The sequence below is a fragment of the Rubrivivax gelatinosus genome (genome assembly GCF_004340905.1).
In the GTDB taxonomy this organism is placed as follows: Bacteria; Pseudomonadota; Gammaproteobacteria; order Burkholderiales; family Burkholderiaceae_C; genus Rubrivivax; species Rubrivivax gelatinosus.
Map to the genome: position 1 here is coordinate 1 of NZ_SLXD01000024.1, position 12,136 is coordinate 12,136.

At 69.0% G+C, this 12,136-nt stretch carries 12 protein-coding genes; 11 read left to right on the forward strand and 1 reads right to left on the reverse strand.

Annotation, left to right across the window (positions count from 1 at the left end):
• On the forward strand, positions 1-126 hold a 126-nt coding region (locus EV684_RS23275; RefSeq protein WP_165908581.1), incomplete at its 5' end, for a proton-translocating transhydrogenase family protein.
• A gap of 54 nt (positions 127-180) precedes the next feature.
• Positions 181-1,605, forward strand: coding sequence for an NAD(P)(+) transhydrogenase (Re/Si-specific) subunit beta (locus EV684_RS23280; RefSeq protein ID WP_132649737.1), 1,425 nt, complete (start codon positions 181-183; stop codon positions 1,603-1,605).
• A 372-nt stretch (positions 1,606-1,977) separates the two neighbouring features.
• Here EV684_RS23280 and EV684_RS23285 read toward each other — a convergent pair whose 3' ends face one another.
• Positions 1,978-2,883: a LysR family transcriptional regulator gene (locus EV684_RS23285; RefSeq protein WP_132649738.1), complete on the reverse strand. Its 906-nt coding sequence runs from the start codon at positions 2,881-2,883 to the stop codon at positions 1,978-1,980.
• A 220-nt stretch (positions 2,884-3,103) separates the two neighbouring features.
• Here EV684_RS23285 and EV684_RS23290 point away from each other — a divergent pair, with 220 nt between their 5' ends.
• The 9 genes from EV684_RS23290 to EV684_RS23330 all read left to right on the forward strand — a co-directional run bounded on the left by EV684_RS23290 (position 3,104) and on the right by EV684_RS23330 (position 12,136).
• Positions 3,104-4,399 (forward strand): CitMHS family transporter, encoded by a 1,296-nt coding sequence (locus EV684_RS23290; protein ID WP_132649739.1) that lies wholly within the window; start codon positions 3,104-3,106, stop codon positions 4,397-4,399.
• Between the two features lie 68 nt (positions 4,400-4,467).
• Complete coding sequence (locus tag EV684_RS23295) at positions 4,468-5,799, forward strand: acyclic terpene utilization AtuA family protein (protein ID WP_132649740.1); 1,332 nt, start codon at positions 4,468-4,470, stop codon at positions 5,797-5,799.
• 1 nt (position 5,800) lies between these two features.
• On the forward strand, positions 5,801-6,112 hold the full coding sequence (locus tag EV684_RS23300) for an AtuA-related protein (protein WP_132649741.1): 312 nt from the start codon (positions 5,801-5,803) through the stop codon (positions 6,110-6,112).
• On the forward strand, positions 6,112-6,771 hold the full coding sequence (atoD, locus tag EV684_RS23305) for an acetate CoA-transferase subunit alpha (RefSeq protein WP_132649742.1): 660 nt from the start codon (positions 6,112-6,114) through the stop codon (positions 6,769-6,771). The genes EV684_RS23300 and atoD overlap by 1 nt, the downstream gene beginning before the upstream one ends.
• Positions 6,772-7,434, forward strand: coding sequence for a 3-oxoacid CoA-transferase subunit B (locus tag EV684_RS23310; RefSeq protein WP_132649743.1), 663 nt, complete (start codon positions 6,772-6,774; stop codon positions 7,432-7,434). It begins immediately after the preceding gene.
• A gap of 440 nt (positions 7,435-7,874) precedes the next feature.
• Entirely contained in the window at positions 7,875-9,254 is a 1,380-nt protein-coding gene (locus tag EV684_RS23315) for a bifunctional enoyl-CoA hydratase/phosphate acetyltransferase (protein ID WP_200222449.1), read from the forward strand.
• 12 nt (positions 9,255-9,266) lie between these two features.
• On the forward strand, positions 9,267-10,583 hold the full coding sequence (locus EV684_RS23320; RefSeq protein ID WP_132649745.1) for an acetate/propionate family kinase: 1,317 nt from the start codon (positions 9,267-9,269) through the stop codon (positions 10,581-10,583).
• Between the two features lie 39 nt (positions 10,584-10,622).
• A complete protein-coding gene (locus EV684_RS23325; RefSeq protein WP_132649746.1) occupies positions 10,623-11,807 on the forward strand; it encodes an acetyl-CoA C-acyltransferase family protein in 1,185 nt (394 codons plus the stop codon).
• A gap of 20 nt (positions 11,808-11,827) precedes the next feature.
• A complete protein-coding gene (locus tag EV684_RS23330; RefSeq protein WP_132649747.1) occupies positions 11,828-12,136 on the forward strand; it encodes a hypothetical protein in 309 nt (102 codons plus the stop codon).

Consider the following 12,136-nt stretch of genomic DNA (forward strand, 5'->3'; position numbering starts at 1 on the left):
AAGACCATGGGCGTGCTGGCCGTGGCGCTGTGCGCGGTGAACGTCTTCGGCGGCTTCCTGGTGACCCGGCGGATGCTGGAGATGTTCAAGAAGAAGCCCGCGAAGAAGGCTGCGGGGGAGAAGTGAGATGAATCCGAACCTGTTCCAACCGAGCGCCCGCGTGGCGCGGGGAGCACGAGCATGAGCGCGAGCCTCGTCACCCTGCTGTATCTGGTCGCGAGCATCTGCTTCATCCAGGCGCTCAAGGGCCTGTCGCACCCGACCACCTCGATCCGCGGCAACGTCTTCGGCATGGCCGGCATGACGATCGCCGTGCTGACCACCGCGGCGCTGATCGTCAAGCTCGCCGGCGGCGGCGTCGCCGGCATGGGCTACGTGCTCGTCGGCCTCGTCGTCGGCGGCGGCGCCGGCGCCGTGATGGCGCAGCGTGTCGAGATGACCAAGATGCCCGAGCTGGTGGCCTTCATGCACAGCATGATCGGCCTGGCTGCGGTGTTCATCGCGGTGGCCGTCGTCGCCGAGCCGCAGGCCTTCGCGATCGCGGCGGCCGGCGAGCCGATTCCCGTCGGCAACCGCATCGAGCTGTTCCTGGGTGCGGCCATCGGCGCGATCACCTTCAGCGGCTCGGTCATCGCCTTCGGCAAGCTCAGCGGCAAGTACAAGTTCCGCCTGTTCCAGGGCGCGCCGGTGCGTTTTGCCGGCCAGCACTGGCTGAACCTGTTGCTGGGCGTCGCGACGATCGGCCTGGGCGTGGCCTTCGCGGCGACGCAGCGCTTCGAGTTCTTCCTCGTGCTGATCGCGCTGGCCTTCGTGCTCGGCGTGCTGCTGATCATCCCGATCGGCGGCGCCGACATGCCGGTGGTGGTGTCGATGCTCAACAGCTACTCGGGCTGGGCGGCGGCGGGCATCGGCTTCAGCCTGAACAACAGCATGCTGATCATCGCCGGCTCGCTGGTGGGCAGCTCGGGGGCGATCCTCAGCTACATCATGTGCAAGGCGATGAACCGCTCGTTCTTCAACGTCATCCTGGGCGGCTTCGGCGGCGAAGGCACGACGGTGGCGGCGGGCGGCCAGGCACAGCGCAGCGTCAAGAGCGGCAGCGCCGACGACGCGGCCTTCATCCTGGGCAACGCCGAGACCGTGATCATCGTCCCGGGCTACGGCCTGGCGGTGGCGCGCGCGCAGCACGCGGTGAAGGAACTGGCGGCCAAGCTGACCGAGAAGGGCGTGACGGTGAAGTACGCCATCCACCCGGTGGCCGGGCGCATGCCGGGGCACATGAACGTGCTGCTGGCCGAGGCCGAGGTGCCCTACGACCAGGTCTTCGAGATGGAAGACATCAACGCCGAGTTCGGCCAGGCCGACGTGGCGATCATCCTGGGCGCCAACGACGTCGTGAACCCGGCGGCGCACGTCAAGGGCAGCGCGATCTACGGCATGCCGATCCTGGAGGCCTACAAGGCCAAGACGGTGATCGTGAACAAGCGTTCGATGGCCTCGGGCTACGCCGGCCTGGACAACGAACTGTTCTACATGGACAAGACCATGATGGTCTTCGGCGACGCCAAGAAGGTCGTCGAGGACATGGTCAAGTCGGTCGATTGAACCCGGACTGACGCAATGCGAAGTTGCGTCCTTTCGTTGGGCCGGTGGCAATCGCCGGCCCTTTTTTCTTCCCGATCGAAACGGCCGATGAAGCGATCGGAAACGACGATTTCACCTCTCGGCTTTGGCGGTTCAGACTGCGTGCATTCGCTCTTCGCGCACCGGAATGCCGGCAAAGCGCCGGAACGAATGTCCGCAGTCCCTCGGGCCCGGCTCGCGCGCACCTCAGCAATGCCACAGCGAATGCCTGACGACGCCCGCCACGCGGCGCCGTCCACCCGCCCCGCTCGGGGCGGACAACGATTGAACCCGGACTGACGCTTCAGCCATTGCGTCGTTTCCTTGGGCCGGCTCATGCCGGCCCTTTTTTCGTCAGGCCTGGCCGGCCGAGCCCTTGCGCTCGCGGATCAGCTCGAGCATCGCGTCGGCGGCGATGGACAGCGGCCGGTCCTTGCGCCAGATGACGTGGATCGGGCGTGTGATGCCCGGCGGCGCCAGCGGCACGGCGACGAGTTCCGGGTCGCGGAACTGGGTCAGCGCCAGCTCCGGCAGCAGGCTCACGCCCAGGCCGTGGCGGATCAGCCCGGCGACCGTCGACAGGTAGTCGACCTGGAAGGTCGACGAGGTGACGCCGGTGGCGCCGACGGCGTTGACCACGTGCTGGTGCACGCTGGTCTGGCGCGACAGGCGGATGAAGTCGCAGCCGTCCAGGTCGTCGAGCGCGACGCTTTCGAGGCGTGCGACACGGTGGTCGCGCCGGCAGACGAGGTAGAAGCGGTCGCTGTGGAAGTGTTCGCTGCAGTATTCGTCCAGCGGCGTGTTGGGTGCCGCGATGGCGATGTCGGCGTCGCCGCTGTTGAGCAGCTGCATGCAGGTGTCCGACAGCACGTCGTAGATCTCCACCGCGATGCCCGGCCAGCGCTGGCGGTACTCGCCGACCACCGGCGGCAGCCAGTCGCCGGCGATGGAGGGCATGGTCGCGATGCCCACCCGGCCCTTCTTCTTCGCGACGAAGTCGTCCAGCTCGGAGAAGGTGCGCTCGATCTCGGCCACCAGATGGCGCGCGGCGTCGGCGAACAGCGCGCCTTCGGGCGTCAGCACGACGTTGCGCGTGTCGCGGTCGAACAGCCGCGTGCCGACGTCCTCCTCCAGGCGCTGGATCATGCCGCTCAACGTGGACTGCGAGACGTGGCAGTGCTCGGCCGCCCGCGTGAAGTTCTTCTGCTCGACCAGTGTCAGGAAGGCCTTCAGCAGCCGGAAGGAGATATTTATCGACATGGCCGATCAATCCATCGAAAACGACAATTTTACAGAATAAATGCCCCGGCCGACACTATGGACACCGGACGAATGTTATGCACCCCGGGAACACGAGCGACAGCACGAATCCATTGCAGCGGAAAGTAATGTCGATCTACTTCATCGGAAATGACGGTCCGGTCCCGTCCAAACGAGTAAGCGCCCATCGGGTAACGATAAAGGGCTGAGGGGTTATTGAATGTTGGCTTTCCTGGGCTTGTTGACGATCGTCGTGATGCTCGCGGCGATCATGACGAAGAAGCTGTCACCGATGGTGGCGCTGATCTCGATACCGATCATTGCCGCGCTCGCCGCCGGCTTCGGGCTGGAGACCGGCAAACACATCGTCGCCGGCGTGAAGAACATGGCGCCGATCATCGGCATGTTCATCTTCGCGATCCTGTATTTCGGCGTCGTCACCGACGCCGGCATGCTGGACCCGATCATCAACCGCATCCTGAAGACCGTCGGCACCAAGCCGGCGCGCATCACGGTGGGCACGGCGCTGCTGGCGCTGATCATCCACCTGGACGGTTCGGGCGCCGTGACCTTCCTGGTCACGATCCCGGCGATGATCCAGATCTACGACCGGCTGGGCATGGACAAACGTGTCCTGGCGGCCTGTGCGTCCTTGGCGGCGGGGGTGAACTTCCTGCCGTGGACCGGGCCGGTGATCCGTGCCTCGGCGGCGCTGCACATCCCGGTGTCGGAGATCTTCCTGCCGCTGCTGCCGGTGCAGATCGTCGGCCTGGTGTTCGTCTTCGGCACTGCCTGGTACCTGGGCAAGCGCGAAGAGAAGCGTCTCGGCCTGGGCAAGGGTTCGGAGCACATCGCCGTCGAGCGCACGCTCAAGCCGGAAGAAGAAGCGCTGCGCCGCCCGAAGAACTTCTGGGTCAACATCGTCCTGACGCTGATCGTCATGGGCGTGATGATCTCCGGCAAGGTCGAGCCGGTCGTCATGTTCATGATCGGCACGGTCCTCGCGCTGATCATCAACTACCCGAACGTCGACATGCAGCGCCAGCGCGTGGATGCCCACGCCAAGGCCGCGCTGCTGATGGCCTCGATCCTGCTGGCCGCCGGCGTCTTCACCGGCGTGATGAAGGGCACCGGCATGCTGACGGCGATGGCGCAGAGCGTCGCCGGCCACGTGCCGCAGGACATGGCCTCGCACATTCCGTTCGTGCTCGGCCTGCTGTCGATGCCGTTGAGCCTGCTGTTCGACCCCGACTCGTTCTACTTCGGCGTGCTGCCGGTGCTGGCCGAGGTCTGCAAGATGCTCGACGTACCGTCGATCCAGGTCGCCCAGGCCGCGCTGCTCGGCCAGATGACCACGGGCTTCCCGGTCAGCCCGCTGACCCCGGCCACCTTCCTCGTCGTCGGTCTGTGCCGCATCGAGCTCGGTGACCACCAGAAGTTCTCGATTCCGCTGCTGTGGGGCGCCTCGGTCGTGATGACCCTCGCCGCCGTGGTGTTCGGAGTCTTCCCCCTCTGACGCGTGACGCGTCGCCGCGCCCGCCGCCGCTGGCGGCCCGCGCGGCCGATCGAAGAAAGAAGGACACGATGAAAACCATCCGCATCGGTGCCGGCGCCGGCTATTCCGGCGACCGTATCGAACCCGCCGTCGAACTCGCCGCCAAGGGCGGCATCGACTACCTCGTCTACGAATGCCTGGCCGAACGCACGATCGGCCTGGCCCAGCAGGCGAAGATGAAGAACCCCAAGGCCGGCTACGACGCGCTGCTCGAAGCGCGCATGCGCTCGGTGCTGCCGCTGTGCCGCGCCAACGGCATCAAGCTGATCTCCAACATGGGTGCGGCCAACCCGCTGGAGGCCGTGGCCAAGGTGCGCGAGATCGCCGCCGAACTCGGCCTGTCGGGCCTGAAGATCGCCGCCGTCACCGGCGACGACGTGCTCGAGGTCGTGCAGAGCACCGACCTGCCGCTGATGGAAACCGGCGAATCGGTGCGCACGCTCGACGGCAGGATCGTCTCGGCCAACGCCTACCTCGGCGTGGAGCCGCTGCTCGAGGCGCTGCGCGGCGGTGCCGACGTCATCATCACCGGCCGCGTGGCCGACCCGGCGCTGTTCATGGCGCCGCTGATCCACGAGTTCGGCTGGAAGCTCGACGACTGGGACAAGCTCGGCAAGGGCACGCTGGTGGGCCACCTGCTGGAGTGCGGCGGCCAGGTCACCGGCGGCTACTTCGCCGACCCGGGCGCCAAGGACGTCGCCGGCCTGGCGCGCCTGGGCTTCCCGATCGCCGAGGTCAGCGAAGACGGCAGCGCCGTCATCACCAAGGTCGAAGGTTCGGGCGGCCAGGTCGTCGCGGCCACCTGCAAGGAGCAGATGCTCTACGAGATCCACGACCCGCGCTGCTACTTCACGCCCGACGTCGTCGCCGACTTCTCCAAGGTGACGATGACCCAGATCGGCCCCGACCGCGTGCAGGTCCAGGGCGCCACCGGCCGCGAGCGCACGGCGACGCTGAAGGTGTCGGTCGGCTACCGCGACGGCTACATCGGCGAGGGCCAGATGTCCTATGCCGGCCCGGCCGCGCAGGCGCGCGGCGAGCTCGCGCTGCAGATCGTCGAGCAGCGCCTGGCGCTGACCGGCGTGAAGTTCTCCGAGATCCGCTGCGACCTGATCGGCGTGAACTCGATCCACACCCGCCCCAACCCGGCCGAGCCCGGCGAGGTGCGCGTGCGCGTGGCCGCACGCACCGCGACGATGAAGGACGCGGTGGCCATCGGCAACGAGGTCGAGACGCTCTACACCAACGGCCCGGCCGGCGGCGGCGGCGCCACCAAGTCGGCCAAGGAAGTGCTGGCCATCCTGTCGGTGCTGCTGCCGCGCACCAGCGTCAAGCCCGCCGTCACCTATCTGGAGGTCTGAAATGAAAGTCCGTGACATCGCCCACTCCCGCACCGGCGACAAGGGCAACATCTCCAACATCTCGGTCATCGCGTTCGACGCCAAGGACTACGAACGCCTGGCCAAGGCGCTGACGCCCGAAGTCGTGCGCCGGCATTTCGCCTGGGTCGTCAAGGGCGAGGTCGAGCGCTACGAGCTGCCGCAGCTGGGCGCGCTGAACTTCGTCATGACCCAGGCCCTGGGCGGCGGCGTGACGCGCTCGCTGGCGCTGGACCCGCACGGCAAGTGCCTGAGCTCGTACATCCTCGAGTACGACCTGCCGGACGAACAGTGATGGCCGGCAAGCAGATCGCCTGGGACGCCGTCGGCGCCCTGTTCCGCAACGGCATGAAAGTCATGTACGGCGGCTTCATGGGGGTCGGCACGCCCGCGGGCATCGTCGAGGCGATGTGCGCGGCCGACCTGCGCGAGCTGGAGCTGATCGGCAACGACACCGGGGTGCCGATCCCCGGCGTCGCACCGCTGATCAGCCAGCGCCGCGTGCGCCGGCTGGTGGCCTCGCACATCGGCACCAATCCCGAGACCGGCAAGCAGATGCTGGCCGGCGAGCTGGAGGTCGAGCTGGTGCCGCAGGGCACGCTGGCCGAGCGCATCCGCTGCGGCGGCGCCGGCCTCGGCGGCTTCCTCACGCCCACCGGCGTGGGCACCGTCGTCGAGGAAGGCAAGACGCGTCTGAAGGTCGGCTGTACCGACTACCTGCTCGAACTGCCGCTGCGTGCGGACATCGCCATCGTCAAGGCCGCGCGCGCCGACCGCCTGGGCAACCTGGTCTACGAACGTGCGGCGCGCAACTTCAACCCGCTGATCGCGCTGGCGGCCGATGTCGTCATCGCCGAGGTCGACGAGATCGTCGAGCCGGGCACGCTGGACCCCGACCTGGTGATGACGCCGGGCGTGGTGGTCGACTACATCGTGCCGGCAAGGAGCCACTGAATGGATGCCAAGTCCGTGATCGCCTGCCGCGTGGCGCAGGAGCTGCGCGACGGCGACGTCGTCAACCTGGGCATCGGCACGCCGACGCTGGTGCCGCGTTACCTGCCGCCGGGCGTGCAGGTGACGCTGCAGTCGGAGAACGGCTTCGTCGGCATGGGGCCGCTGCAAGGCGAGCCCCAGCCCGGCGTCGTCAACGCCGGCGGCCAGCCCTGCGGGCTGGTGCCCGGCGCCGCCTTCTTCGACAGCGCGATGTCCTTCATGCTGATCCGCGGCGGCCACGTCGACCTGACGGTGCTCGGCGGCCTCGAAGTCGACCGGCAGGGCAACCTCGCCAACTGGATGGTGCCCGGCAAGATGGTGCCCGGAATGGGCGGCGCAATGGACCTCGTGACCGGCGCGCGCCGCGTCATCGTCGCGATGGAACATTGCACGCGCAATGGCGGCCCGAAGATTCTCGAACGCTGCCAATTGCCGCTGACCGCGTGTAATTGCGTCGACATGATCGTCACCGAAATGGCGGTCTTCCGGCGCGACGACGAAGGTCTGGTGCTCGAGGAACTGGGCCCCGGCGTCAGCGAGGCGGACGTTCGCCGCGGCACCGCGGCGGCCTACCGCTGCTCGCCGACGCTGCGCGAGATGGTCCTGCCGGGCCTCGCCGCCTGAGGCCCGAGGCGGCCGTGCCCCTGCGGCACGGCTGCCGAGCGGCCGGATCCAAGTCTTATGATGGCTTGCGATTGGCGTAAGTGGGCACTAACGCCGAATGCCAGGCAGGGCAGTGGCGTGCTGCGCCACAGGCTGACCACGCGCGCCGCGGGGCGCCCCGGCGGCGTTGATCCAGCGCAAAACGAGGATGGCAACGCTTGCCATTTCACGGCCCTGCCGGTCGGGCGTCGGCGATACCGTTTCGTCCATCGTCAATAAAGCCTTCGCGGCGAATTGGCGACACGAGACGGTCAAGAGCGTGGTCCTGCCGGGCAAATGGAAAAAGCCGATCGGGCCACGACGAATAACGAATTCTGCTGGGTGATCCCATGATGGCTGAGGAAACGATCGTCGACGCCCGCCTGCGTCGTGCCGAGGCGGCCGGCTCCGCGACGGTGGCGATGGTGAGCAACGTCCCGTTCGACGAGCTGCTGATCGGCCAGAGCGCCAGCGTCACGCGCCAGGTGACGATGGACGAGATCGAGCTCTTCGCCGCCGTCTCGCACAACCGCAACCCGCTGATGCTCGACGCCGAGTTCGCCGTCGGCGGGCCGTACCGGCGCGTCATCGCGCACGGCATGTGGAGCGGCTCGCTGCTGTCGGGCATCCTGGGCTCGCAGCTGCCGGGTTTCGGCACCGTCTACCGCGGCCAGAACCTGCAGTTCCTGCACCACGTCGCGCTGGGCGACACGATCACCGCCAGCGTCACCGTCGTCGAGAAGAACGCCGAGACCGGCGTCGTCGTGCTGCGCTGCCTGTGCCGCAACCAGGACGGCGTGACCATCGTCAGCGGCACCGCCGAGGTGCTGGCGCCGCGGCACAAGACGACGCTGCCGGTGGCCGAGCTGCCCCAGGTGCAGCTGATCCACCACCACCAGCACGACGCGCTGCTGCGCCGCTGCCAGGCGCTGGAGCCGGTGGCCACCGCGATCGTCTACCCCTGCAGCGAAGCCGCGCTGCGCGCCGCCGTCGAGGCCCAGATCGCCGGGCTGATCCGCCCGGTGCTGGTCGGCCCGGCGGCGAAGATCCGCGCCATCGCCGCGGGCTGCATGCTCGACATCGCCGGCCTGCGCGTCGTCGACGCCGAACGCCCGGCCGACGCCGCCGAAGCCGCCGCCCGCCTGGCGCGCGACGGCGAGGTCGGCGCGCTGATGAAGGGCTCGCTGCACACCGACGAGCTGATGGGCGCCGTCGTGCGCCGCGAGAACGGCCTGCGCACCGCGGCGCGCATCAGCCACGTCTTCGCGGTCAACGTGCCGACCTATCCACGGCTGCTGCTGATCACCGACGCGGCGGTCAACATCTCGCCCTCGCTCGACGACAAGGTGCACATCGTCCAGAACGCGATCCACCTCGCGCAGGTGCTGGGCGTGGCGACGCCCAAGGTCGCGATCCTGTCGGCCGTCGAGACGCTGAACCCGAAGATCCCGTCGACGCTGGAAGCCGCGGCGCTGTGCAAGATGGCCGAGCGCGGCCAGATCACCGGCGGCGTGCTCGACGGCCCGCTGGGCTTCGACAACGCGATCTCGGCCGAGGCCGCACGCACCAAGGGCATCGTCTCGCCGGTGGCCGGCTCGCCCGACATCCTGCTCGTGCCCGACCTCGTGTCCGGCAACACGCTGGCCAAGCAACTGAGTTTCCTCGCCCACGCCGAGGCGGCCGGCATCGTGCTCGGCGCCAAGGTGCCGGTGATCCTGACCAGCCGCGCCGACAGCCTGCGCTCGCGCCTGGCCTCCTGCGCGATCGCCTCGCTGATGGCCGCCGCGCACCGCGCCGCCTGAAAGGAGCCCGCCGTGGCCCAACATCCCGCCTGCCTCGTGCTCAACGCCGGCTCCTCGAGCCTGAAGTTCTCGGTTTTCCGCGACGACCCGACGCGCGAGCGGCTGCAGCCGGTGTTGAGCGGCCAGGTCTCGGGCATCGGCGGCACCGCGCGGCTGGAGGCCAAGGACGCCGAGCGCCGCGTCATCGCCGAGCGTTACTGGAGCGCCGACCAGTCGCTGTCGCGCCAGGACCTGCTGTACCACGTGCTGGCCTGGATCTCGACGACGCTGGACGGGGACCACATCGTCGCCGTCGGCCACCGCGTCGTGCACGGCGGCCCGGACATCGCCGAGCCGCGTGTCGTCGGCCCGGCGCTGCTGGAGGCGCTGCAGCAGCTCGTGCCGCTGGCGCCGCTGCACCAGCCGCACAACATCGCGCCGATGCGGCTGATCGCCGAACGTTTCCCCGACCTGCCGCAGGTCGCGTGTTTCGACACCGCCTTCCACCGCGGGCAGCCCTGGGTGACACGGACCTACGCGCTGCCCAAGGAGCTGACCGCCGACGGCGTCTGCAGCTACGGCTTCCACGGCCTGTCCTACGAGTACGTCTCGCGCACGCTGCTGGCCGCACGGCCCGAGCTGGCGCGTTCGCGTGTCGTCGTCTGCCACCTGGGCAACGGCTCGAGCGTCTGCGCGGTGCAGAACGGGCGCAGCGTCGACACCTCGATGGGCTTCACCGCGCTGGACGGCGTGCCGATGGGCACGCGCTGCGGCGCGATCGACCCCTCGGTGATCTTCTACCTCGTGCGCGAGTACGGCATGACGATCGAAGACGTCGAGACGCTGCTCTACACGCGCAGCGGCCTGCTCGGCGTCTCGGGCCTGTCCAACGACATGAAGGTGCTGCTGGAGTCCACCGACGCCGATGCGCACCAGGCCGTGGAGCTCTTCTGCTTCCGCGTCGCCAAGGAAGTCGCGGCGCAGAGCGCCTCGATCGGCGGGCTGGACGCGCTGGTGTTCACCGGCGGCATCGGCGAGAACGCGCCGCGGGTGCGCGAGCTGATCGCCGAGCGCCTGGCCTGGCTGGGCGTGGAGCTGGACGCCAGCGCCAACACCGCGCGCCATGACGAGATCGGCGTGGCCGGCGCGCGCGTGCGCAGCTTCGTCGTGCCGACCAACGAAGAACTGATGATCGCCCAGCACACGCTGGCGCTGCTGCGCGAGGCGCGTTCGCCGCTGCCGGCGGCGCGCCCCACGACGCCGGCGCGGCGCCCGGTCGCGGCGCTGCTGCGCCAGGCCGCGCGCCGCCCGCGCACCTTCCTCGCCCTCAAGGGCACCGCCCCGCGCTGAGCGCGGGACTTCACCCCGACACCCCAACGGAGTCACACCATGGTTCAAGAAGTCTTCGTCATGAGCGCCGTGCGCTCGGCCATCGGCACCTTCAACGGCTCGCTCGCCGACTTCCAGGCCTGCGAACTCGCCGGCCTCGTGATGCGCGAGGCCGTCGCGCGCGCGCACCTCGACCCCGAGCTGCTCGAGTACGTCACCGTCGGCACGACGATGCCGACCGACGCGCGTTATCCGTACGTCTCGCGGGTCGCGTCGATCCAGGCCGGGCTGCCGATGACGTCGACGGCGATGCAGCTCAACCGCCTCTGCGCCTCGGGCCTGCAGGCGGTCGTGACGACGGCGCAGAACATCCGCCTGGGCGACGTCGCCGCGGGCATCGGCGGCGGCGTCGAGGTGATGTCGCGGGCCGCGTACATGCTGCCGGCGCTGCGTTCGGGCGCGCGCATGGGCGACACCCAGGCCTTCGACGGCATGCTGTCGATCCTGACCGACCCGTTCGGCGTCGGCCACATGGGCGTCACCGCCGAGAACCTGGCCACCAAGCACGGCATCACGCGTGAGGAGCAGGACGCCTGCGCCGTCGAGTCGCACCGCCGTGCCGGGGTGGCGATCGCCGAAGGCCGCTTCGCCGGCCAGATCGTCCCGATCGTCAAGAAGACGCGCAAGGGCGAGGTCGTGTTCGACACCGACGAACACTGCAAGCCCGAGACGACGATGGAGTCGCTGGGCAAGCTGCGCCCGGCCTTCAAGAAGGACGGCGGCACGGTGACCGCGGGCAACGCCTCGGGCATCAACGACGGCGCCGCCTTCCTCGTGCTGGCCAACGGCGAGGTGGCCGCGCGTTCGGACCGGAAGCCGATGGCGCGCCTGGTGTCCTACGCGGTGTCCGGCGTCTGCAACGACGTCATGGGCGAAGGCCCGGTGCCGGCCACGCGTGCGGCGCTGAAGAAGGCCGGCCTGTCGCTGGACGCGATGGACGTCATCGAGTCCAACGAAGCCTTCGCCGCGCAGGCGCTGACGGTGGCCAAGGTGCTGGGCCTGGACCCGGCCAAGACCAACCCGAACGGCGGCGCGATCGCGCTCGGCCACCCGGTGGGCTGCAGCGGCGCCTTCATCGCGACCAAGGCGCTGCACGAGCTGCAGCGTGTCCAGGGCCGCTACGCGCTGGTGACGATGTGCATCGGCGGCGGCCAGGGCATCGCCGTGATCTTCGAACGCGTCTGAACGGCGCCAAGGACACGACCGTGTTCATCGACTACGACAGGACGCTGCGCCAGATCGAGGCCGAGCTGGCGCGCGTGGGGATCGCCATGGGCATCGACTGGGCCGACGAGTCGCGCATGCGCGCGCTGGCCAAGGAGGTGTTCGACCACTGGCACGCCGGAGGCAACGCGGCGCCGCCGCGCACCGACCGGCGCCAGATCTCGCGCCACAAGCTCTACGGCCTCGTCGCCCTGCTCGTCGTGACGATGCAGAGCGCGCCCGGCACGGCCGACGAGCCGGGCACGGTGCGCCAGTCGCTGGCACGCGCGTTCTCGTCGATCCAGGCCTGA

Bases quoted from the DNA above. Each gene is read 5' to 3' on its own strand.
- EV684_RS23280 (WP_132649737.1), top strand. From the start codon at position 181: ATGAGCGCGAGCCTCGTCACCCTGCTGTATCTGGTCGCGAGCATCTGC.
- EV684_RS23285 (WP_132649738.1), bottom strand. From the start codon at position 2,883: ATGTCGATAAATATCTCCTTCCGGCTGCTGAAGGCCTTCCTGACACTG.
- EV684_RS23290 (WP_132649739.1), top strand. From the start codon at position 3,104: ATGTTGGCTTTCCTGGGCTTGTTGACGATCGTCGTGATGCTCGCGGCG.
- EV684_RS23295 (WP_132649740.1), top strand. From the start codon at position 4,468: ATGAAAACCATCCGCATCGGTGCCGGCGCCGGCTATTCCGGCGACCGT.
- EV684_RS23300 (WP_132649741.1), top strand. From the start codon at position 5,801: ATGAAAGTCCGTGACATCGCCCACTCCCGCACCGGCGACAAGGGCAAC.
- atoD (WP_132649742.1), top strand. From the start codon at position 6,112: ATGGCCGGCAAGCAGATCGCCTGGGACGCCGTCGGCGCCCTGTTCCGC.
- EV684_RS23310 (WP_132649743.1), top strand. From the start codon at position 6,772: ATGGATGCCAAGTCCGTGATCGCCTGCCGCGTGGCGCAGGAGCTGCGC.
- EV684_RS23315 (WP_200222449.1), top strand. From the start codon at position 7,875: ATGGTGAGCAACGTCCCGTTCGACGAGCTGCTGATCGGCCAGAGCGCC.
- EV684_RS23325 (WP_132649746.1), top strand. From the start codon at position 10,623: ATGGTTCAAGAAGTCTTCGTCATGAGCGCCGTGCGCTCGGCCATCGGC.